This is a genomic window from Thalassomonas actiniarum, assembly GCF_000948975.2.
GTDB lineage: Bacteria > Pseudomonadota > Gammaproteobacteria > Enterobacterales > Alteromonadaceae > Thalassomonas > Thalassomonas actiniarum.
The window spans coordinates 6,310,773-6,329,829 of the sequence record NZ_CP059735.1 but is presented as its reverse complement, the minus strand read 5'-3'; the positions used below and the strand labels follow the sequence as shown (position 1 = coordinate 6,329,829).

The window sequence follows — 19,057 nt, the reverse complement described above, 5'->3', positions numbered from 1 at the left end:
GTTATACATGATTCGCACCAAGGTGATGAACATCATGATCATAAAATGACCGGCTTTAAACGCTGGTTATATACCACCAACCATAAAGATATCGGCTCTATGTATTTATGGTTCTCGTTTATCATGTTGCTTATCGGCGGCGCTATGGCCATGGTGATCCGGGCGGAATTATTCCAGCCGGGGCTGCAGATTATCGAACCGGACTTTTTTAACCAGATGACTACGGTCCATGGCCTGATCATGGTCTTTGGCGCCATTATGCCTGCCTTTACCGGGCTGGCCAACTGGATGTTGCCTATGATGATAGGGGCGCCGGATATGGCGCTGCCCAGGCTCAATAACTGGAGTTTCTGGATATTGCCTTTTGCCTTTAGCATCTTGCTGGCATCGTTTTTTATGGAGAGCGGCGCGCCGAATTTCGGCTGGACCTTCTATGCCCCGTTATCGACTACCTATAGCAACGGCAGCACGGCCTTCTTTGTTTTCGCTGTGCATATTATGGGGATCTCCTCCATTATGGGGGCGATCAATATCGTGGTCACCATCATGAATATGCGTGCCCCGGGTATGACCTATATGAAGATGCCGCTGTTTGTCTGGACCTTCTTTATAACCGGTTACCTGCTGATAGCGGTGATGCCGGTGCTGGCGGGGACCGTGACTATGGTGTTGACGGATACCTATTTCGGCACCACCTTCTTTGATGCTGCCGGCGGCGGCGATCCTGTGATGTTCCAGCATATTTTCTGGTTCTTCGGGCATCCGGAAGTGTATATCATGATCTTGCCGGCGTTCGGCATTATCTCTACCACCATTCCGACCTTCTCCCGCAAGCAACTGTTCGGTTACAGCTCTATGGTGTATGCCACCGCGTCTATTGCCTTTTTGTCCTTTATCGTCTGGGCGCACCATATGTTTACCACAGGCATGCCGCTGTTTGGCGAGTTGTTCTTTATGTATTGTACCATGCTGATTTCCGTGCCCACCGGGGTTAAGGTCTTTAACTGGGCGGCGACTATGTGGCGCGGCGCCATCAGTTTTGAAACCTCTATGCTGTTTTCTGTGGCCTTTGTGGTGTTATTCACCATAGGCGGTTTTTCCGGTCTGATGCTGGCGTTAACGCCGGTGGATTTCCAGTATCACGATACCTATTTTGTGGTTGCCCACTTCCATTATGTGCTGGTGACCGGCGCCCTGTTCTCTATTTATGCCGGCGTCTACTACTGGTTGCCGAAATGGACAGGTTATATGTACAACGATGCCTTAAGTAAGTGGCATTTCTGGTGCTCGCTGATCTCGGTGAATATTTTGTTCTTCCCGATGCACTTTTTGGGGTTGGCGGGTATGCCGCGCCGGATCCCGGACTATGCCCTGCAGTTTGCCGATTTCAATAAATGGGTCAGTATCGGCGGTTTTGCCTTTGGTTTGTCGCAATTGATCTTCCTGGTCTTGCTGCTTAAATGCATCAAAGGCGGCAAAAAAGCCGAGGCTAAACCTTGGGACGGTGCCGATGGCCTGGAATGGACGGTTGCCAGTCCTGCGCCTTACCACACCTTTGAAGTACCACCGAAAATTAAATAAGGGCTAAACACTATGGATAACGTACCTGAGCAAAACAAGCAAAAGCAGGCGATCAATAACACCATTAAAAAGTTGGTGGTCTTGGTGTTTGCCATGTTCGGTTTCGGTTTTGCTTTGGTGCCTTTATACGATGTGTTTTGCGATATTACCGGCCTTAACGGCAAAACCTCGACCGAGGCGGCCAGTGTTAAGGGGGCCGGTGTCGATAGCGAACGTACCGTGACCGTACAATTTATCAGCCGCACCGCCCAGGGCATTCCCTGGCAGTTCGAACCTATGATAAATGAAGTGAAAGTACATCCCGGTGAAATGAAATTTGTTAAGTTTTACGCGAAAAATCAGTCGATGCGCGACATCGTCGGTCAGGCGGTGCCTTCGGTATCGCCGGGTAGGGCGGCCAACTATTTTCAAAAAATAGAATGTTTTTGTTTTAACCACCAGCCGCTTAAGGCCAACGAAGAGGTGGAAATGGCGTTGCAGTTTTATGTTGATGAAGAACTACCGGAAGACGTATCAACATTAACCCTTTCCTATACCTTATATGATGTTACGGAAAAGTCTGATTCATAACGTTATTTAACGCGAAATAGGCGTGAAACAGGGGAATAGTGATGACAACGAAAGAGTATGAAACTTATTATGTCCCGGCCCAGAGTCACTGGCCGATTGTCGGGGCCATAGCATTATTTTTAATTGCCGTCGGGGCGGGGGAATATGTCTCCAACCTGAAAAGTGAAGAAGGCAGCTTCGGCGGTTATGTGCTGCTGGCGGGCATTGCCCTGGTCATTTATATGATGTTCGGCTGGTTTAATAATGTGATCACCGAGTCCATGTCCGGCAAGTACAGCCACCAGATGGACGGCTCTTTCCGTCAGGGTATGAGCTGGTTTATTTTTTCCGAGGTGATGTTTTTTGCCGCTTTTTTCGGCGCCCTGTTATATGCCCGGGTATTTTCTGTGCCCTGGCTCGACGGCGCCGGCAATAACTTTATGACCGGGGAAGTTTTGTGGCCGGAATTTACCGCCACCTGGCCGTTGATCAAAACGCCGGACGGCACGGAAACCACCGCCATGGGCTGGTACGGCTTACCATTGCTTAATACCATTTTGCTGTTGACCTCATCCATTACCGCTCACCTGGCCCACGTCGCCCTCGAAGAAGGCAAGCGTCCTATGGTGAAATTCTGGCTCGGATTAACCGTGCTGCTCGGGGTGGTGTTTTTATTCTTCCAGGTGATGGAATATGCCCACGGTTATTCCGATGAAATGAAGTTATATCTCGATAGCGGCATCTATGGCAGTACCTTTTATATGCTGACCGGCTTCCACGGCATGCACGTTACCCTGGGCACCATAATGTTGTTTGTGGTGCTGCTGCGGGTATTTAAAGGGCACTTTACTTCGGATAACTTCTTTGCCTTCCAGGCGGCAAGCTGGTACTGGCACTTTGTTGATGTTGTCTGGGTGATGTTATTCGTTTTTGTTTACATCTTATAGGCACAGGGCGTGCAGGGGAGTTTGTTCCTGCACGCCGCAAGTTTAGCGAACCCGGGCTAAAAAGGGCGCGGGTTCGGGGTAATAATACCGGTTAATATGCCCAGCAGTAACAAGATCACCAGTACCACGGAAGCCATCAGCCGCCGGCCGATAAATTTCGTCATCGAAGGTTTTTCAGGATCGTTTTTATTCATGATAAACAAGGCCCTGAATAAGTTGTACACCATAAAGGCAAGTAAACCTATAACTATGATTTTGAGATACATAAAAACCTCCTTTTCCCTGTGCTTTACTAAAAACGGCTCTGATGGTCAGTGCAAGTTTATGAGTTTGCATGAATAACACTCTGCATCAAAAAGCCCCGGGTTATTTGTTGTGGTTGTTGTTTACCTTGCTGGTATTTTCCTCATTAATCAAGCTTGGTGTCTGGCAATCTCAGCGGGCAGAGGAAAAAGAGCAGAGATTAACACGCATTTCCCAATATCAGTTAGAGGATGCCCGGCCGTTAACCCAAGTATTGGCGCTTGAGCAGCAGGGACTGGATATTAATGATATGCCGGTATTGCTTGAGGGGCAGTTTGCACCAAATGCGCTGTTTTTTCTGGATAACCAGATAGACAATGGCCGTTTGGGTTACCGGGTGTTTCAGGTGTTCCTGTCGGGGCAAGCGGCACTGCTGGTGAATCTGGGTTGGGTGCCGGGCTCACTGGACCGTCAATTATTGCCTCGGATCCAGCCGATATCCGGCAGCTACAGCTTAAAGGGCAATGTCCGTAAGCTCGAAGCCGGGGTGATGCTGATGGAACAGCAACTGCCACCGCGCTTGCTGGCGGCAAATGAGTGGCCGCTCAGGGTCCAGCAGATAGAGCCGGAGAAATTTTCACCGTTAATTGCCCGACAGCTATTGCCCTTTGTTGTTTACTTAGATAAAAATGAAGCAATAGGATATAAAAAAAATTGGCAAGCGGTTGTTATGCCACCACAAAAGCACAGGGCTTATGCTTTTCAGTGGTTCAGCCTGGCTTGCGCTTTTCTGGGATTGATGGTGTGGGCAAGTTTGCATCATCACAGGCAGAGCAAAAATAATAAATGACAGGGATATGAGTATGGGTGCCTTAGCGCAAAAGAAATCACGCCGCAGTTTTATTTATGTTTGCTGCGCCTTTATCGTCCCGATTGTGCTGGCCAAGCTGGCGCTGGAGCAACAATGGTTTAACTACGGGGTGACCAACCAGGGGCAGCTGCTGGAAAGCGGCCTAACCCTGGAGCAGTTGGGATTGTCGGAGCAGGACTTTGATCAAAGCTGGCTGATTTTGTACCGTTTGCCTCAAGAGTGCACCCTGCAATGCCAGCGGACCCTGGCCAGTGTCAATAATACCTATATTGCCCTGGGCAAGGAAATGCCCAGGGTCAAGCCGGTGGCGCTGATTTTCGAGGCGTTAACCGCAGAGCAGCTGGCGGCTATTCAAACTAAACGCTGGCATATTCAGCCTATTCCCAGTTTAGCCCGCAACCTCATTAAACAGCCCCAGGTTTATATCGTCGACCCCCTGGGTAATCTGGTGTTATCCCATGTGCCGCCGCAAGAAAGCAAAGACTTGCCGGCGTTTGGCAAAGGTATTCTTGCCGATCTGAAAAAATTACTGAAATACTCGAGGATTGGATAAGATGGGTAATCAAGATGTGACTAATATCAGAAACCTGGTGCTGATCAGTATCTTACTGGCGCTTGTCGTGGTCAGCCTGGGGGCTTATACCCGGCTCACCCATGCCGGACTGGGTTGCCCCGACTGGCCCGGTTGTTATGGTTTTATTGATGTACCGCAAACCAGTGAGCAGATCCGGCAGGCTGAGCTGGCCTTTCCCGAACGTCCGGTGGAGGTGGAAAAAGCCTGGAATGAGATGATCCATCGCTATTTTGCCGGTAGCTTAGGTTTACTTATTCTGGTGATAAGTGTTTTATCCTTTAAGCACAGGCGTTTGGGGATTCCTGTCTATCTGCCCCTGGCGCTGCTGGCTTTAGTGATCTTCCAGGCCGCCCTGGGCATGTGGACGGTTACCATGAAACTGATGCCCGTGGTAGTGATGGGGCATCTGCTTGGCGGGTTCTGCACCTTATGTTTGTTATTCCTGTTATATCTGAGGCTGAAACCTTACCGTATCCCCAGCGGCGACTGGCCGATCAAGAAATACTGGTCTTATGGCCTGCTTGGGGTGGTGATCTTAACGGCGCAAATTGGCCTCGGCGGCTGGACTTCCTCTAACTATGCCGCCCTGGTGTGTACCGAATTGCCTATCTGCCAGGACGGCTGGGCACAGCGGCTGACGTTTAGCGAGTCTTTCGATTTGATCCCGCCAAAACGGGACAGTTATGAATTCGGCCATCTCGGCCATAACGAAAGGCTGACCATACATGTGATGCACCGTTTCGGCGCTATTGTCACTGCCCTCTATCTGGCCTGGTTGGCGCTGGTGATTTACCGTAAAGCCCGGTCTCAGTTTTTTAAGAAAACCGCCCTTGGCCTGGCAAGTATCTTGTTCTGTCAGCTGGCACTCGGGGTGAGCAACATCTGGTTCTCCCTGCCTTTAAGCGTTGCCGTCAGCCATAACGTGGTGGCCGCCTGCCTGATGCTGATCCTGATCACTTTGACTTACAGTTTAAAACGCAAAATATGAGGGTCCTTATGGCTAAAACCACCAGTGTAGATCTCAAGGCGCCAATCGCTGAAAAAGCCCTCTGGCATGATTATTACGAAATAACCAAACCTAAGGTGGTGGCCCTGCTGGTGCTTACCGCCCTGGTGGGCATGAGTTTATCCGTGCCCGGCGCTATTCCCTGGCAATTATTGCTGCCGGCGATGGCGGGCATAGCGCTGCTTTCTTCTGCGGCGGCGGCGATTAACCATATTGTCGATGAAAAAATTGACAGCATCATGGGGCGCACCCATAACCGGCCTATGCCCAATGGCCGCATCAGTCAGCGCAATGCTATTGTTTTTGCCACCGTACTGGCGGTGTCGGGTTTTGTGATCTTGTATTACCTGGTGAATCCGTTAACCGCCTGTCTGACTGCCGCCGGCCTGGTGGGGTATGGTTTTGTCTATACCATGTATTTAAAGCGGGCAACGCCGCAAAACATTACTATCGGCGGCCTGGCGGGGGCTATTCCGCCGTTATTGGGCTGGACCGCGATGACCAATGAGATCCATCCCAATGCCTTATTGCTGGTGTTGTTGATTTTTACCTGGACGCCGCCGCATTTCTGGGCGCTGGCTATCCACAGGAAAAATGACTATGCCAAGGTCAATATTCCCATGTTGCCGGTCACCCACGGGGTCAGTTTCACCAAGACGCAAATATTGCTCTATACCGTGCTCTTGTTTGTGGTCGGCCTGCTGCCCTACCTGGTGGGCATGAGTAACTGGCTATATCTGATCGGGGCTATCGTGTTAAACTTGATCTTCTTTATTTATGCCTGGAAGTTAAAGTTTCACGCCGATGCCAATACCGCCATGGATACCTTTAAATTTTCCATTATCCATTTGATGTTGTTGTTTGTGATCTTACTGCTTGATCACTATTTATTACCCGTGGCGTAAGCACCGACAAACGCTTTAACAGAGGAAAGTTTCTTATTATGAATAAAATGCTTTATGGCCTGGTTGCCTTGTTTGCCCTTGCCAGCGGCCTGTTGTTCTTTTATCAGGTGGCCCATTCGGCCCCGCCCAAGCATGCCTTGTATTATCAGCAGCCCAGGGCGATTAATGCTTTTGAGCTTACCGATCATACCGGAGAGGTATTTGATAACCAGGATCTGGTCGGCAAGTGGTCCTGGGTCTTTTTTGGTTATACCTCTTGTCCGGATGTTTGTCCGACCACCTTGCAGGAGCTGAATTTTATTTATGAAGACCTCAAAGGGATCAGCGATAATACCCAAATCCTCCTGGTGTCAGTGGATCCCGGTCGCGATAGTCAGGAAAAGCTGGCGCAATATATAGGGTATTTTAATCCCGAGTTTAAGGCGTTAAGGGCCGGTCATTCAGTGTTGTTTCCTTTTGCCCGAAATTTAGGCCTGATGTATGCCATTAATGGTATGGGGGAAGAAGATGATGAGGAAAATGAAAACTACCTGGTGGATCACAGCGCCTCTCTGGTGTTGATTAATCCCGAGGGCAATATCAGCGCCATCTTTAAACCCGAACATGAAATTGGCCAGCCTCCCGGTGTTAATGGCGAGGTGCTGGTGGAAGACTTTGCCAGGATAGTGAAGTTATTTTAGCGGCAGTTGTTTATAGCGGGTACTACTGGTTATTTTTATCCCGGACTTTACTTGAGAAAGGCCAGGGCCTGGAATACCGGTAAAACCTGCCGGACTGACTGATACTCGGCGCAGTGCAGTTACTGCGCTGGTTTCCCGGGAGAGTTTTTACAGCGGGTACCACTGGTTATTTTTATCCAGGATAAACCAGGGCCGGGAATACCAGTAAAACCTGCCGGGCTGACTGATACTCGGCGCAGTGCAATTGCTGCGCTGGCGTCCCGGGGCTAAGGGTTTTTCAAGCTTGATGCTAAAGAAAGTTTCATCTTGCCAGATCACTTGCTGGCGGCCTAAACCGGAAACATAACAGCTGAGCTTCTTCGGCAAAAAGTCGTTCACTATTATTTTAAAACCCAATGCCGGTGCCTGCTGAAAATTAACGATAGTATTGGCTTGCTTGTCCGGCAGGCTGATGCTAAAGGGCAGGGAATAGAGCTTATCGCGTAAACTCACCAGTTTGTCATAAGGACGGGATGCCGGAAAGCGGGGCACGCTGGTTAAATCCGTGGCTAAACCTACGGCGCCGGATTGCTGGGAAAAACCGATATAATCATTGTCCCTGAGCCAGTTTTGAATAGCCGGGGAATACTCGCCGTAAGGATAAGAAAAATATTGCCAGTTCTGGCCGGTTTTTTCTTTGATGATCTGCTCGGCTTCAATAATGTTGTAGCTGTATTGCAACAGCCATTCTTTATCTGTGATATTATCCGCTTTGCGGGTGGCGGAGTCATGTTTTAAGCCGTGGTTGGCAATAATGGCGCCCGTGTCTGCCATGGTCTTTATTTGCTGCCAGTTTAAGAAACCCGAGTAGCCTTTCTCCACCAGATGCGGATTGATAAATACGGTATAGGGGTAGTTATACTGCTGCAATAACGGCCTTGCCCGGGTGAAAATATCAAGGTAAGCATCATCAAAGGTGATAATCACGGTTTTATCCGGGATAGGTTGTTGCTTTTTAATGGAGTTCATCACCTCGGACAAGGGCACCACCTTAAAGTCGTTTGCTTTGAGGAATGCCAGGTGCTTTTCGAACTGGTCGGGGGAAATGCTGGTACTGGCGGGGGTGTTATCATCGACATGATGATATTGTAGGATCACCGCGCTTTGTGCGCTTTTCAGGTTAAAGGCACAAAGTAAAATCAGCAGGAGAAATTTCATGGCTATGTTCTTTTTCTTCGGGATAAGTATTAAAAATAACGCTTTTTAGTAAAAATACCCAGTTTATCCGTAATATCTCTTGATTTGAATCTAAGGAAAAATTTTTGTTGTCGATAAAAAATAGCCATATGCATAAGCAACTGTTTACCCTGGCGATCCCTATGATCTTGTCGAATATTACCGTGCCCCTGCTCGGGCTGGTGGATACCGCGGTGATCGGCCATTTAGATCAGGCTTATTTTCTCGGCGGCAGTACGGTCGGCGCCATGTTGATCACCGCCATTACCTGGCTGTGCGGCTTTTTGCGTATGTCGACCACAGGCTTATCGGCCCAGGCCTACGGGGCTTTGGATAAACAGCAAGGTTTGATCATCTTAATGCGCGGCGTGCTGGTGGCTTTGCTCATTGCTGCCGTTGTGCTTATTTTCCAGGGGTTTTATCTGGATATTGCCCTGTCCCTGGCGGGGGGCTCGGAGCAGGTACAGTTTTATGCACGGCAATACAGCGAGATCCGTATCTGGGGGCTGCCGGCGGCATTGGCCAACCTGGTGATTTTAGGCTGGCTCCTGGGCAACCACCAGGCGAAAACCGTGATGGTACTTTTGATCGTCACCAACCTGATTAACCTGGTGCTGGATTTGGTGTTTGTCCTGGGGCTGGGCTGGCAGGTGCGCGGCGTCGCCCTGGCAACCTTGGTGGCTGAGTATTCGGGGTTAACCTTAGGGTTGGTGGTGATAATACGTAGCAAATTCAGTGGGTTAAAGCTGGTGTTGCGGGGTGAAAACTGGTTTCGCCTGTTAACCAGGCGTGTTGCCCTGATGGAATATTTTAAGCTTAACCGGGATATCTTGATCCGTACCCTGTGTCTGGAAATTTGCTTTATCTTTATCACCTTTCAGGGAGCGCGCCTGGGGGATGAGATTGTCGCCGCCAATGCCATCTTAATGAATTTTCTTTTGCTGATCTCTTTTGGTTTAGACGGCATCGCCAACGCCGCCGAAGTCATGGTGGGTAAAGCCAAGGGGGCCGGTGACGATATTAAGCTTAAATTGGTGGTCAATATCTCTCTGGTGTGGAGTGGCTTATTCGCCCTGGCTTATAGCCTGGCATTTCTTATCGGCGGGCAATATTTTATTACCCTGATTTCGGATATTCCCTCCGTGGTGACGCAGGCTAATCTGTACTTTAGCTGGATTATTTTGCTGCCTCTGCTCAGCTGCTGGTGTTACTTATACGACGGCGTTTATATCGGCTTAATGCAGGCCAGGGCGATGCGTAACAGCATGCTGATTGCTACCTTTGCTTGTTTTTTTCCCATGTGGTGGCTGTTGCAGGGTTATGGCAATCACGGCTTATGGGCGGCGTTTTCCGTGTTTATGCTGATGCGCGGCCTGACCCTGGCCTGGCATTTTCATATTGCCGGTGCAGGTAAAGTGATGCCGGAGAAATAACGGGCAAGCCACTTGGGTTTATTTAAACAGATCTTTCCTGACCCGGGTGCGGTTAAAGATGTTGAGCAGGCGGTTGGAAAAAATACCCAGGTAGCCGATGGCGGCCATCAAAATTCCCGGCACCAGCAACAGCAGGCCGGGAATTTGCCACAGGGGATCGGTGAAATAACCCAGGATAATGGCTAAGGCGCCGACAATAAAAAGACCAAAACCCCGAAGAAACAGCTTTAAACTCTGTTTGGGATTTTGGCCTAGCTTTTCGAAAACAGCTTTCATTTACGTCTTTACTTCAAGAGCAGGTCGGGACTTTGCTACGGACCTGTGCTCTTGCTGGTAAATAAGGCTTTAGTAATAAGAGTGCTCACCGCGCTGGTGCTCGGTCATATCACGGACACCGGCGATTTCATTGCCCATGGTGGCCAGCAACTGCTTTTCGATACCGTCTTTTACCGTCACATCTATCTGGCTGCAGCCGTTACAGCCGCCGCCGAATTGCAGCACAACATAACCGTCTTCGGTGATCTCCATCAGGGTACATTCACCGCCGTGTCCGGCCAGTTGCGGGTTGACTTCGGTTTGCAGGAAGTAATTGACCCGGTCAAATAAGGGGGCATCGTCCGCCACTTTGCGTAATTTGGCATTCGGCGCTTTTAACGTCAGCTGTGAGCCCATCTGATCTGTGGTGAAATCAATTTCTGCTTCTTCCAAAAATGGTTTGCTGTCCTGATCGATATAAGCGGAAAAATCCTTGAAAGGAATTTCGATATCGTCCTGCTCTATCGCTTCCGGCGGGCAATAAGAGACACCACATTCGGCGTTTGCCGTGCCGGGGTTAACAACAAATACCCGGATACTTGTACCTTCCGCCTGTTGTGATAATAACTTCACAAAGTGCGCCTGGGCTGATTCTGAAATACTGATCATTGTGTCTACTCACTGTCAACACAGGTATAATAAGGATTTATACCTGACTATTTTACTCAAGTATGGCCATTTTACTCTGCATTGATGAGCTGTGCCAGCACTAGTTGTGGATAATAATAAATAAATAATCGCTTTGTTACTGGTTTCAATGGCTTTTGTTTGTTATTTTTATGCCTGCTTACAAAAGGAAATCATCATGTTTTTTCAGCGTTTATTTTCTCGTTCCCTGCTTGCCGGGTTCTTTTTTTTCCTCGTTTTAAAGAGTGTTTCTGCCGCTCCCTTATCCGAGTATCTGGCAAAAGAAAATAATTATCTGCCGGGGGTGCCGGAGCCCGCTGCCGTGCTGGGCTTTGATGTCGGCGACCGCCAGATAAGACATGATCAACTGCTGAATTATTTTCAAACCTTGGGACAAGCCAGTCCCAGGGTCAAACTGACCCCGATAGGGCAAAGCAGTCAGTTCCGGCAGCAACTGCTGGTGACTATCTCCAGCGAAGAAAATCTCGCCAACCTGGATGCGCTGCTGGAAAAAAGAAGTGTCGGTGCGCTGATGAAATCAGCTAAAAAAGACAGCGAAAGTGACGGGCCTTTAGTGGTTTGGCTCGGCTATAGTGTCCATGGCGATGAGATCAGCGGTGCCAATGCGTCTATGCTGGCAGCCTATCATTATGCCGCCAGCCAGGATAAAGCGGTGACTGAGATGCTGGCGCAAACCATTATTGTGATGGAGCCGAGCATTAATCCCGACGGCATGGACAGGTTTGTCAACTGGGTAACCACCTTCCGCGGTACGGTTGCCAATGCCGATGCCAACCATATCGAACACCATCAGGGCTGGCCCAGTGGACGCACCAACCATTTCTGGTTTGATCTTAACCGCGACTGGTTATTGCTGTCGCAAAAAGAGAGTCGTAACCGGTTGAAATATTTCCACTATTATCAGCCTAATGTTCTGGGTGACTACCACGAGATGGGGGCCAATTCCAGTTACTTTTTCCAGCCGGGCATACCGAGCAGGACCCATCCGCTGACGCCAAAGGAAAATACCCGCCTCACGCAAGCCATTGCCGGTTTTCATGCCCGGGCGCTGGATCAGGAGCAGCGTTTATATTTCAGTGAAGAAAATTATGATGATTTTTATTACGGCAAAGGTTCAACCTATCCGGATATCAACGGCAGCATAGGGATCCTGTTTGAACAAGCCAGCAGCCGGGGTATGCAGCAGGATACCCTCAACGGGTTATTGACCTTTGATTTTGGCATTAAAAACCATTTGTTAACTTCCCTGTCGACGGTGGAAGGCGCCTGGAAAAACAAAGAAAAATTAGCCGCCTATCGTAAAAAGTTTTATCAGCAGGGGCTGAAACTGGCGGGTAAGGAGAAATTCAGCGGTTACTTGCTGCACGAGGGCAAGGACAGTCACAGATTGTTTGCTTTTTTAGACAAGCTGCAACAGCATCAAATCCAGGTATATCCGTTAACGGAAGACTACAGCCATAACGGCAAGCAATACAGCAAAGAAAACAGTTATTATGTGCCGCTGGAGCAGCCACAATACCGGGTGATCCAGGCGCTGTTCAACCAGGAAACCCATTTCCGCGACAATACCTTTTATGATGTTTCCGGCTGGACCATGGCGCTGGCGATGAATATTGAATTTCAAAAAGTCGAGCGCGCCTGGGGATTGGAGTTAGCTAAAAATACCTGGCAGCGCAGCGAGTCTCAGCCGCAGGATATAGATGAGAATGCCTATGCCTATGGTTTTGAATGGCACCATTTTCTGGCACCCAAAATGCTCAATCAATTGCTGGCCCAAGGGATAAAGGCCAAGGTCGCCACCAAGGCTTTTACCGCCGCGATGGCAAAGGGTAACCGCAGCTTTCAACCCGGCACTATAGTGATCCCCGCCGGCCTGCAAAAGAAAGCGAACTGGCGCGAACTGGTAGCGCGGGCCAGTCAGAGCAATAACATAGAAATGATCAGCTTTAGCACAGGTTTTACCCCGCAAGGCATAGATTTTGGCAGTAATTCATTAAGACCCCTGTCTCAGGTAAAAACCTTGCTGGTGGGCGGCGCCGGCGTTTCCCAATATGAAGCCGGTGAGATCCGCTATTACCTCGATGAGCTCCTCAATATTCCTGTTTCCGTGGTAGAGCAGCAAAGGCTGGGGAAAGTTAATCTATCCGACTATAGCCACCTGATCTTTGTCGACGGCAACTACAGTTCGCTCCCGGAGGCAACGGTGACTAAACTGAGTGCCTGGGTGAAACAGGGGGGCACCTTGTTTGCACAAAAGCGGGGGGCGAAATGGCTCGCGGACAAAGAATTGTTAAAAGCCGATTTTGTTAGCAATAAACAGTTAGATCAGCTGTTTGATACCGAGAATCTAACCTATGGCGATAAAGAGGCACTGGCCGGGCGTAAGCGTATTGCCGGCGCCATCTTTAATACCCGCTTAGATACCAGTCACCCCCTTGCCTATGGTTATGACAAGGCTGAATTGCCTATGTTCAGAAACAGCACCCTGATCATGGATCGCCCGACAGAACCTTTCATCAGTGTTGCCAGCTATAGCGAAGAGCCGTTGTTAAGCGGTTATACCGACCGTAACCTGGTCAACCGTATCGCCAATAACAGTGCCCTGGTGGCGCATAACCTGGGTAAGGGCAGGGTTATTGCCACCACGGATAACTTTGTTTTTCGCGGTTACTGGTACGGCAGTGCCAAGCTTCTGGCCAACAGTTTGTTTTTTGCCAAAGCTTTCCATGCGCCGGTGAGAAAATAACGGGATATTTATACTCGGCCCGGACTTGAGCCGTTAGCCGGGCAGGGTCAGGCAGGCACTGACCACGGTTACTTTCAGTACGCCCTGCTTTTTTAGCTGTCGGCTGATTTCATTGACCGTACTGCCTGTGGTGATGACATCGTCTATTAACAGTACATGCTGTGGCAATAACTTTGTATTGACGGTAAAGGCCCGTCGTAAATTTTTACGGCGGGCGATGCCACTTTGTCCGACCTGGGCACTGGTTTGTTTCACCCGAGTTAAAGCCGTGGCCTGATAACGGTAATCCAGTTGTCCGGCAAAGGTTTTTGCTATCAAATGGGCCTGGTTATAACCTCTGAGCTGCCATTTGCTGAAATGCAGCGGCACCGGCAGTACTAATCCGGGAGCCTCCTCCAGATAAGGTTTTATTTGCTTTTGCCAGTGATCGGCGAGCACTTGGCCGAGTAAAGTCGCCAGTTCGAACCTGCCCTGATACTTTAACTGTTTCAGCCACATGCTTAATGGCCATTGATAAGGGGATAAAGATACCAGGTGATCAAAGCAGGTTTTAGGTAATGCCCGGTTAACCGCAGGCCAGTTAAGCAGATCTCCCCTGATGCCAGCGGTTTTAAAAACCGGCAGATCCCCGGCACAAGTGTGACAAAGCAAGGCATATTGCCGGCATGGGCTGCCGCAGAGGTCACAGCTGCTTAACCGGGTCGTCAGTAAGCTTTTAAAATAGATAAGGCTGCGAAGGTAGCAGCTTTGGCTAATTGCCAGCAGTTGGCGGCCGCTTTTTAACAATGGCGGCTTTAATTCCATTTCTTTCCTCCTTTTTGTACACTAGCGCAAATTTTTACCGCAAGTATTAAGCATGGCAGAAAGATTAAAGATCACCTCCCGGGGAGCTGGCATTCCCCTGGTATTTATTCATGGCTGGGGATTTAATTCCGGTATCTGGCAACCCCTGGTGGAGCGGTTGACGGATGTTTTTACCGTGATCACAGTCGATCTTCCGGGGTTTGGCAATAATGCCGATAATATCCCGGATGACTACAGCCTGGAGGAGATTGCCTGCTTGGTACAGGCCGGGGTTGGCCAGCCGGCAATTTATGTCGGTTGGTCGTTAGGTGGCCTGGTGGCGACGGATATTGCCCTGAATTTTCCACAACAGGTATTGGCTCTGGTTACCATAGCCAGCTCTCCCTGCTTTATTGAAAAGCCCGGCTGGCCCGGTATCAAGCCAAAATTATTGTCGGGGTTTCATCAGCAGTTATCCGAGAATATTGAAAATACCATAGAGAGCTTTTTGAAAATCCAGGCAATGGGCAGCCCGCATCTGCGTCAGGATTTAAAAGAGATCCATCGCCTGGTGATGCCATATCCACTTCCCGGCAGGAAAACCTTGGATGATTCACTATCATTGCTGGAAAGTTGTGACAGGCGTAATCTGCTGGCGGATATTCATTGTCCTTTTTTACGCTTGTATGGCCGTAATGATGTGTTGGTGCCTAAAAGTATTTATCCGTTAATGGACGTACTTGCCCCGCAGAGTGAAGTTATGATTTTTGAAGGAGCATCGCATGCGCCGTTTATTTCCCATCAGGATGAATTTTGTCATCAGTTGAAAACCTGGCTGGTGAAGCACTTTCATTGACAGGCTTATCTGGCATGCACGATTGAGCCGTAGCCGGCCTATTTACATTTGCTTTGATTTGGTTAATAATTAAGCAAGGTATACTTAAGCGTAATGTGGTTACTCTATTTAGCTTACGAGTAATGCTTATGTTTCACCATATAGGAGCACATCACATGGAAATTCAATCAGCATTTAATGCCGGAGTACAGGGATTTCAGCGAGCTACTGAAGATGTAAACAGAGCTGCGTCGGATATCGCTCAAAATACAGCGGTAAACCGGAATGCAGAGCAAGAGCTGCAAAGTCAGCAAGGGCTTGAAACGGCCAATACAACAGAAAATACAGCAACCAATAATGTTAATGCGGTCAGCGCTAATCAGGCGCCAGCCGGGCTGACGGAATCGATAGTGAATTTAAAAGTGGCGGAAGTACAGGCCAGATCATCTGCAGAAGTCATACAAACTGCGGATGAAACCTTAGGCACATTAATTGATGTCCGTGTGTAATACACCAAGTTAAAAATAATGAACATTACCCCGCAATTTAATTATCTTCCTCTGGCAACGGCGGTTAATCCGCCGACCGATAATTTGCGCCGGGAAAATCATATGCGGGATGTGATTGCCCAGCCGGCGGCGCTTAGCCAGTCGGCGGCAGAGAAAGGGGTTGCTTCCGAAAAAGATAAGGCCCGAACCCCGGTTCAGGACAACGAGTTTATCGATTTTGTCAGCTTGCAGGAGCAACAGGAACAAGACGAGAATACCGTTGGCGACTCCACTCAAAACCGTAATCAATCTTCAGAACAATCATCGGATCAAGAGACAGAGCAAAATCAGGAGCAGGCTCAGGAGGCAGATGCATCCGGCGAGCCCGGACAGGAAGCACAACCTGATGCAGAGCAACTTGCCGAACAACAGGAAATCCAGGCGTTAAAATCCAGGGATCAGGAAGTACGTGCCCATGAACTTGCCCATGCCAGTGTTGGCGGTTCGACAACCGGCAGTCCCACTTATACCTATCAACAGGGGCCAGATGGCAGAAAGTATGCCGTCGGCGGTGAAGTTTCCGTTGATTTATCTCCGGTAAGCGGCGATCCCCAGGCAACGATTGCGAAAATGCAGAAAGTGCATGCGGCAGCGCTGGCACCGGCAGAGCCTTCCGGCCAGGATAAACAAGTCGCCGCAACGGCCAGCAGGATTATTTTACAGGCCCAGTCGGAACTTGCTGGAGCAGATCCGGCGGAGTCGAACCGTTTTTCAACTCCGGCGAGTATGGATAATGAGAACGCAGGGAGTGCCGAAAATGACTCTACGGTGGAAGACGGCCAGGCTGTTGCTGCCACCAATGGCAGTTTATCTGCCAGCGGCGAAGCCTCTGACTTTGATACCTTGATCAATAAAACCCTGGCAGCCCAGGAAGAAGTTGTGCCAACTCGATCGCCAGAAGTGGATGCGCGCGCCAGCCGGGTTGAAAACTTTTACCTGAAAATTAATCAGGCTTATGAAAAGCCGGTCAGTCATAATTTTCAGTTGACGGCTTGAGTCCGTTTTTTCTCACATTTTCTTAAAGCCATGCCTTTCTTCAATATATCTGTCTTGATAAGACAGTGATTTGATCTTTTTTAGACAAGAAAAAACCCGCTAAATGCGGGCTTTTATATGTCGCTATCTGAAATACCTGTAGTCAGATACCGAAATCTTCACGGTATTGTTTGATATTTTTCAGGTTTTGCTCCATTTCTGGTTTATCTTCCAGGTAAGTGATCAAATCGCCCAGGGAAACAATAGAAATTACCCGGGTATTGAAGTCGCGCTCGACTTCCTGGATGGCAGAAAGCTCACCCTGACCTTTTTCCTGGCGATCCAGGGCGATCAAAACTCCGGAAAGCTCGGCGCCATTGGCCTTGATGATTTCCATGGATTCGCGGATTGCCGTACCTGCGGTGATAACATCATCTACCAGCATGACCTTACCGGCAAGGGCTGAACCTACCAGGTTGCCGCCTTCACCATGGCTTTTGGCTTCTTTACGGTTAAAGCAATAAGGCATGTCGATATCATGGTGGTCGGCAAGGGCGACGGCGGTAGTGGTGGCAATCGGAATCCCTTTGTAGGCAGGGCCGAACAGCAATTCAAAATCGATGCCTGAATCCACCAGGGCTGAGGCATAAAAACGTCCCAGCTTGGCCAAATCGCCGCCGGTATTGAACAAACCGGCATTGAAGAAGTAAGGGCTGGTACGGCCTGATTTTAAAGTGAACTCGCCAAAGCGTAATACCTGTTTAGCTAAAGCAAATTCAATAAATTCACGTTGATAGTCTTTCATCAAATAGTTCTCGCTGTTAGTGGACCGGATAAGTTTAGCTTAAGGCCGCTTTTTGCTCGTCAAATAATTCATTGATGCCTTGCTTGGCCAGTTGCAGCATTTCCTGCATTTCTTCGAAGCTGAAAGGTTCTTCTTCCGCAGTGCCCTGAACTTCGATCAGTTTGCCGGTTTCCGTCATGACTACATTCATATCGGTGTCGGCGGCAGAATCTTCCAGGTATTCCAAATCTGAAATCGGCTGGCCTTTATAAATACCAACAGAAACCGCCGCTATCATGTGCTTTAACGGGTTGGTGCTGATAATGCCTTTGTTTCTCATGTAGTTTAAGGCATCAACCAGAGCAACGCAGGCACCAGTGATTGAAGCTGTGCGGGTGCCGCCGTCGGCCTGAATGACATCACAGTCAACATTGATGGTGTTTTCGCCTAAAGCGCTTAAATCAACCGCAGCACGCAATGAACGGGCGATCAGGCGGGAAATTTCCAAGGTGCGTCCGCTTTGTTTGCCGCTGGCGGCTTCACGGCGCATGCGGGTATGGGTAGAGCGTGGCAACATGCCGTATTCGGCGGTTACCCAGCCTTTTCCCTGGCCCTTAAGAAAACGCGGTACCCCTTCTTCTACCGAAGCGGTGCAAATTACTTTGGTATCACCAAATTCAATCAGCACTGAGCCTTCGGCATGGGTAGTGAATTGACGAGTAAAAGTAATAGGGCGAATTTGCCCCGGGGTTCTTCCGCTTGGACGCATGATGAAATTCCTGTCGTTAATTAATTGCTGCGCATTATAATCTTTCGGCTCATAATTTGACACAATGAGAATGCAAGTATTTTGAAATATAGTTATTTAAACCTGGGTCTCTTTGAATATCGAGTTATAAGGGGGTTTCATGCAAAAGTTTTTTTCCCGGTTTGTGCCGGCATTTTTTTCATTCCTGGTCTTGTTACCGTCAGGAGCACAGGCTTTTGCCGAGCCCGGCCTTAATTTACCGGTTTACAGCACCAGTTACGATGATCAAAGAGATCCGTTTGCCGATGCCAGAGCCGCCATCAAGCTGGCAAAGAGCACACAGCGTAATGTTTTGCTTGAGATTGGCGGCAACTGGTGTACCTGGTGTAAAAAGATGGACGCCTTTCTAGAACAAAACCCCGAGGTTTACCGCCAGCTGCACGATAAGTTTGTGCTGTTAAAAATCAATGTCAGTGACAGCAATGAAAATGAAGCTTTTATGAGTGCCTTACCGCCGGTGTTAGGTTATCCCCATATGTATGTTTCGACGGCATCGGGCAAAATGATTTTATCCAAGGATACAGCGGAATTACTGCAAGACGGGAAATATTCGGTAAAACACTGGCTGGAGTTTATCAATACCTGGCAGGCTAACGGTAAGCAGGGGTAAT

The 19,057-nt window shown here is 49.1% G+C and carries 20 protein-coding genes and 1 pseudogene; 14 read left to right on the top strand and 7 right to left on the bottom strand.

Translation table 11 applies throughout. The features are described from left to right. Nucleotides 1–45 precede the first annotated feature (45 nt). The 3 genes from ctaD to SG35_RS27530 are packed head-to-tail and all read left to right on the top strand — an operon-like array spanning nucleotide 46 to nucleotide 3,077. Nucleotides 46–1,581: a cytochrome c oxidase subunit I gene (ctaD, locus tag SG35_RS27540; RefSeq protein WP_236702647.1), complete on the top strand. Its 1,536-nt coding sequence runs from the start codon at nucleotides 46–48 to the stop codon at nucleotides 1,579–1,581. A 12-nt stretch (nucleotides 1,582–1,593) separates the two neighbouring features. Continuing rightward, nucleotides 1,594–2,151 carry a cytochrome c oxidase assembly protein gene (locus tag SG35_RS27535; protein WP_044834304.1) on the top strand — a complete coding sequence of 186 codons (558 nt, stop codon included), beginning with the start codon at nucleotides 1,594–1,596 and terminating at the stop codon, nucleotides 2,149–2,151. Nucleotides 2,152–2,192: 41 nt separating this feature from the next. After that, a complete protein-coding gene (locus SG35_RS27530) occupies nucleotides 2,193–3,077 on the top strand; it encodes a cytochrome c oxidase subunit 3 (RefSeq protein ID WP_044834303.1) in 885 nt (294 codons plus the stop codon). 56 nt (nucleotides 3,078–3,133) lie between these two features. Here the strand turns inward: SG35_RS27530 and SG35_RS27525 are convergent, their stop codons facing one another. Next, complete coding sequence (locus tag SG35_RS27525) at nucleotides 3,134–3,343, bottom strand: DUF2909 domain-containing protein (RefSeq protein ID WP_044834302.1); 210 nt, start codon at nucleotides 3,341–3,343, stop codon at nucleotides 3,134–3,136. Nucleotides 3,344–3,411: 68 nt separating this feature from the next. Here SG35_RS27525 and SG35_RS27520 point away from each other — a divergent pair, with 68 nt between their 5' ends. The 5 genes and pseudogenes from SG35_RS27520 (at nucleotide 3,412) to SG35_RS27500 (ending at nucleotide 7,356) form a co-directional block, all read left to right on the top strand. Further along, nucleotides 3,412–4,170, top strand: a complete 759-nt coding sequence (locus SG35_RS27520; RefSeq protein WP_044834301.1) for an SURF1 family protein — start codon at nucleotides 3,412–3,414, stop codon at nucleotides 4,168–4,170. 7 nt (nucleotides 4,171–4,177) lie between these two features. Then, nucleotides 4,178–4,744, top strand: coding sequence for a hypothetical protein (locus SG35_RS27515; RefSeq protein ID WP_152646706.1), 567 nt, complete (start codon nucleotides 4,178–4,180; stop codon nucleotides 4,742–4,744). Between the two features lies 1 nt (nucleotide 4,745). Beyond that, nucleotides 4,746–5,657: pseudogene (locus SG35_RS27510) on the top strand (COX15/CtaA family protein); the annotation flags it as partial. 104 nt (nucleotides 5,658–5,761) lie between these two features. Then, the gene (gene cyoE, locus SG35_RS27505) at nucleotides 5,762–6,676 is read left to right on the top strand and encodes a heme o synthase (protein WP_044834467.1); all 915 of its coding nucleotides are present in this window, start codon (nucleotides 5,762–5,764) and stop codon (nucleotides 6,674–6,676) included. Between the two features lie 38 nt (nucleotides 6,677–6,714). Next, nucleotides 6,715–7,356, top strand: a complete 642-nt coding sequence (locus SG35_RS27500; RefSeq protein WP_044834299.1) for an SCO family protein — start codon at nucleotides 6,715–6,717, stop codon at nucleotides 7,354–7,356. Nucleotides 7,357–7,503: 147 nt separating this feature from the next. Here the strand turns inward: SG35_RS27500 and SG35_RS27495 are convergent, their stop codons facing one another. Then, complete coding sequence (locus SG35_RS27495; protein WP_044834298.1) at nucleotides 7,504–8,553, bottom strand: polysaccharide deacetylase family protein; 1,050 nt, start codon at nucleotides 8,551–8,553, stop codon at nucleotides 7,504–7,506. A gap of 104 nt (nucleotides 8,554–8,657) precedes the next feature. Here SG35_RS27495 and SG35_RS27490 point away from each other — a divergent pair, with 104 nt between their 5' ends. Then, on the top strand, nucleotides 8,658–10,004 hold the full coding sequence (locus tag SG35_RS27490; protein ID WP_044834297.1) for an MATE family efflux transporter: 1,347 nt from the start codon (nucleotides 8,658–8,660) through the stop codon (nucleotides 10,002–10,004). 18 nt (nucleotides 10,005–10,022) lie between these two features. Here the strand turns inward: SG35_RS27490 and SG35_RS27485 are convergent, their stop codons facing one another. Together SG35_RS27485 and nfuA are read right to left on the bottom strand one after the other, a co-directional pair. Beyond that, nucleotides 10,023–10,280 (bottom strand): hypothetical protein, encoded by a 258-nt coding sequence (locus SG35_RS27485; RefSeq protein ID WP_044834296.1) that lies wholly within the window; start codon nucleotides 10,278–10,280, stop codon nucleotides 10,023–10,025. A gap of 69 nt (nucleotides 10,281–10,349) precedes the next feature. Continuing rightward, nucleotides 10,350–10,928, bottom strand: a complete 579-nt coding sequence (nfuA, locus tag SG35_RS27480; protein ID WP_044834295.1) for a Fe-S biogenesis protein NfuA — start codon at nucleotides 10,926–10,928, stop codon at nucleotides 10,350–10,352. Nucleotides 10,929–11,124: 196 nt separating this feature from the next. Here nfuA and SG35_RS27475 point away from each other — a divergent pair, with 196 nt between their 5' ends. Continuing rightward, on the top strand, nucleotides 11,125–13,713 hold the full coding sequence (locus SG35_RS27475; RefSeq protein WP_044834294.1) for a M14 family metallopeptidase: 2,589 nt from the start codon (nucleotides 11,125–11,127) through the stop codon (nucleotides 13,711–13,713). A 33-nt stretch (nucleotides 13,714–13,746) separates the two neighbouring features. Here SG35_RS27475 and SG35_RS27470 read toward each other — a convergent pair whose 3' ends face one another. Further along, on the bottom strand, nucleotides 13,747–14,517 hold the full coding sequence (locus tag SG35_RS27470) for a ComF family protein (protein ID WP_044834293.1): 771 nt from the start codon (nucleotides 14,515–14,517) through the stop codon (nucleotides 13,747–13,749). A 52-nt stretch (nucleotides 14,518–14,569) separates the two neighbouring features. On the opposite strand from SG35_RS27470, the gene bioH reads away from it, so the two are divergent. The 3 genes from bioH (at nucleotide 14,570) to SG35_RS27455 (ending at nucleotide 16,875) form a co-directional block, all read left to right on the top strand. Next, complete coding sequence (bioH, locus tag SG35_RS27465; RefSeq protein ID WP_044834292.1) at nucleotides 14,570–15,352, top strand: pimeloyl-ACP methyl ester esterase BioH; 783 nt, start codon at nucleotides 14,570–14,572, stop codon at nucleotides 15,350–15,352. Between the two features lie 155 nt (nucleotides 15,353–15,507). After that, nucleotides 15,508–15,840 (top strand): hypothetical protein, encoded by a 333-nt coding sequence (locus SG35_RS27460; RefSeq protein WP_044834291.1) that lies wholly within the window; start codon nucleotides 15,508–15,510, stop codon nucleotides 15,838–15,840. A gap of 18 nt (nucleotides 15,841–15,858) precedes the next feature. Beyond that, nucleotides 15,859–16,875, top strand: coding sequence for a putative metalloprotease CJM1_0395 family protein (locus tag SG35_RS27455; RefSeq protein ID WP_044834290.1), 1,017 nt, complete (start codon nucleotides 15,859–15,861; stop codon nucleotides 16,873–16,875). Nucleotides 16,876–17,017: 142 nt separating this feature from the next. Here SG35_RS27455 and pyrE read toward each other — a convergent pair whose 3' ends face one another. Together pyrE and rph are read right to left on the bottom strand one after the other, a co-directional pair. Continuing rightward, nucleotides 17,018–17,659, bottom strand: coding sequence for an orotate phosphoribosyltransferase (gene pyrE, locus SG35_RS27450; protein ID WP_044834289.1), 642 nt, complete (start codon nucleotides 17,657–17,659; stop codon nucleotides 17,018–17,020). A gap of 34 nt (nucleotides 17,660–17,693) precedes the next feature. After that, on the bottom strand, nucleotides 17,694–18,407 hold the full coding sequence (gene rph / locus SG35_RS27445) for a ribonuclease PH (RefSeq protein ID WP_044834288.1): 714 nt from the start codon (nucleotides 18,405–18,407) through the stop codon (nucleotides 17,694–17,696). 139 nt (nucleotides 18,408–18,546) lie between these two features. Here rph and SG35_RS27440 point away from each other — a divergent pair, with 139 nt between their 5' ends. Continuing rightward, the gene (locus tag SG35_RS27440) at nucleotides 18,547–19,056 is read left to right on the top strand and encodes a thioredoxin family protein (protein ID WP_084692862.1); all 510 of its coding nucleotides are present in this window, start codon (nucleotides 18,547–18,549) and stop codon (nucleotides 19,054–19,056) included. The last annotated feature ends 1 nt before the right edge of the window (nucleotide 19,057 follow it).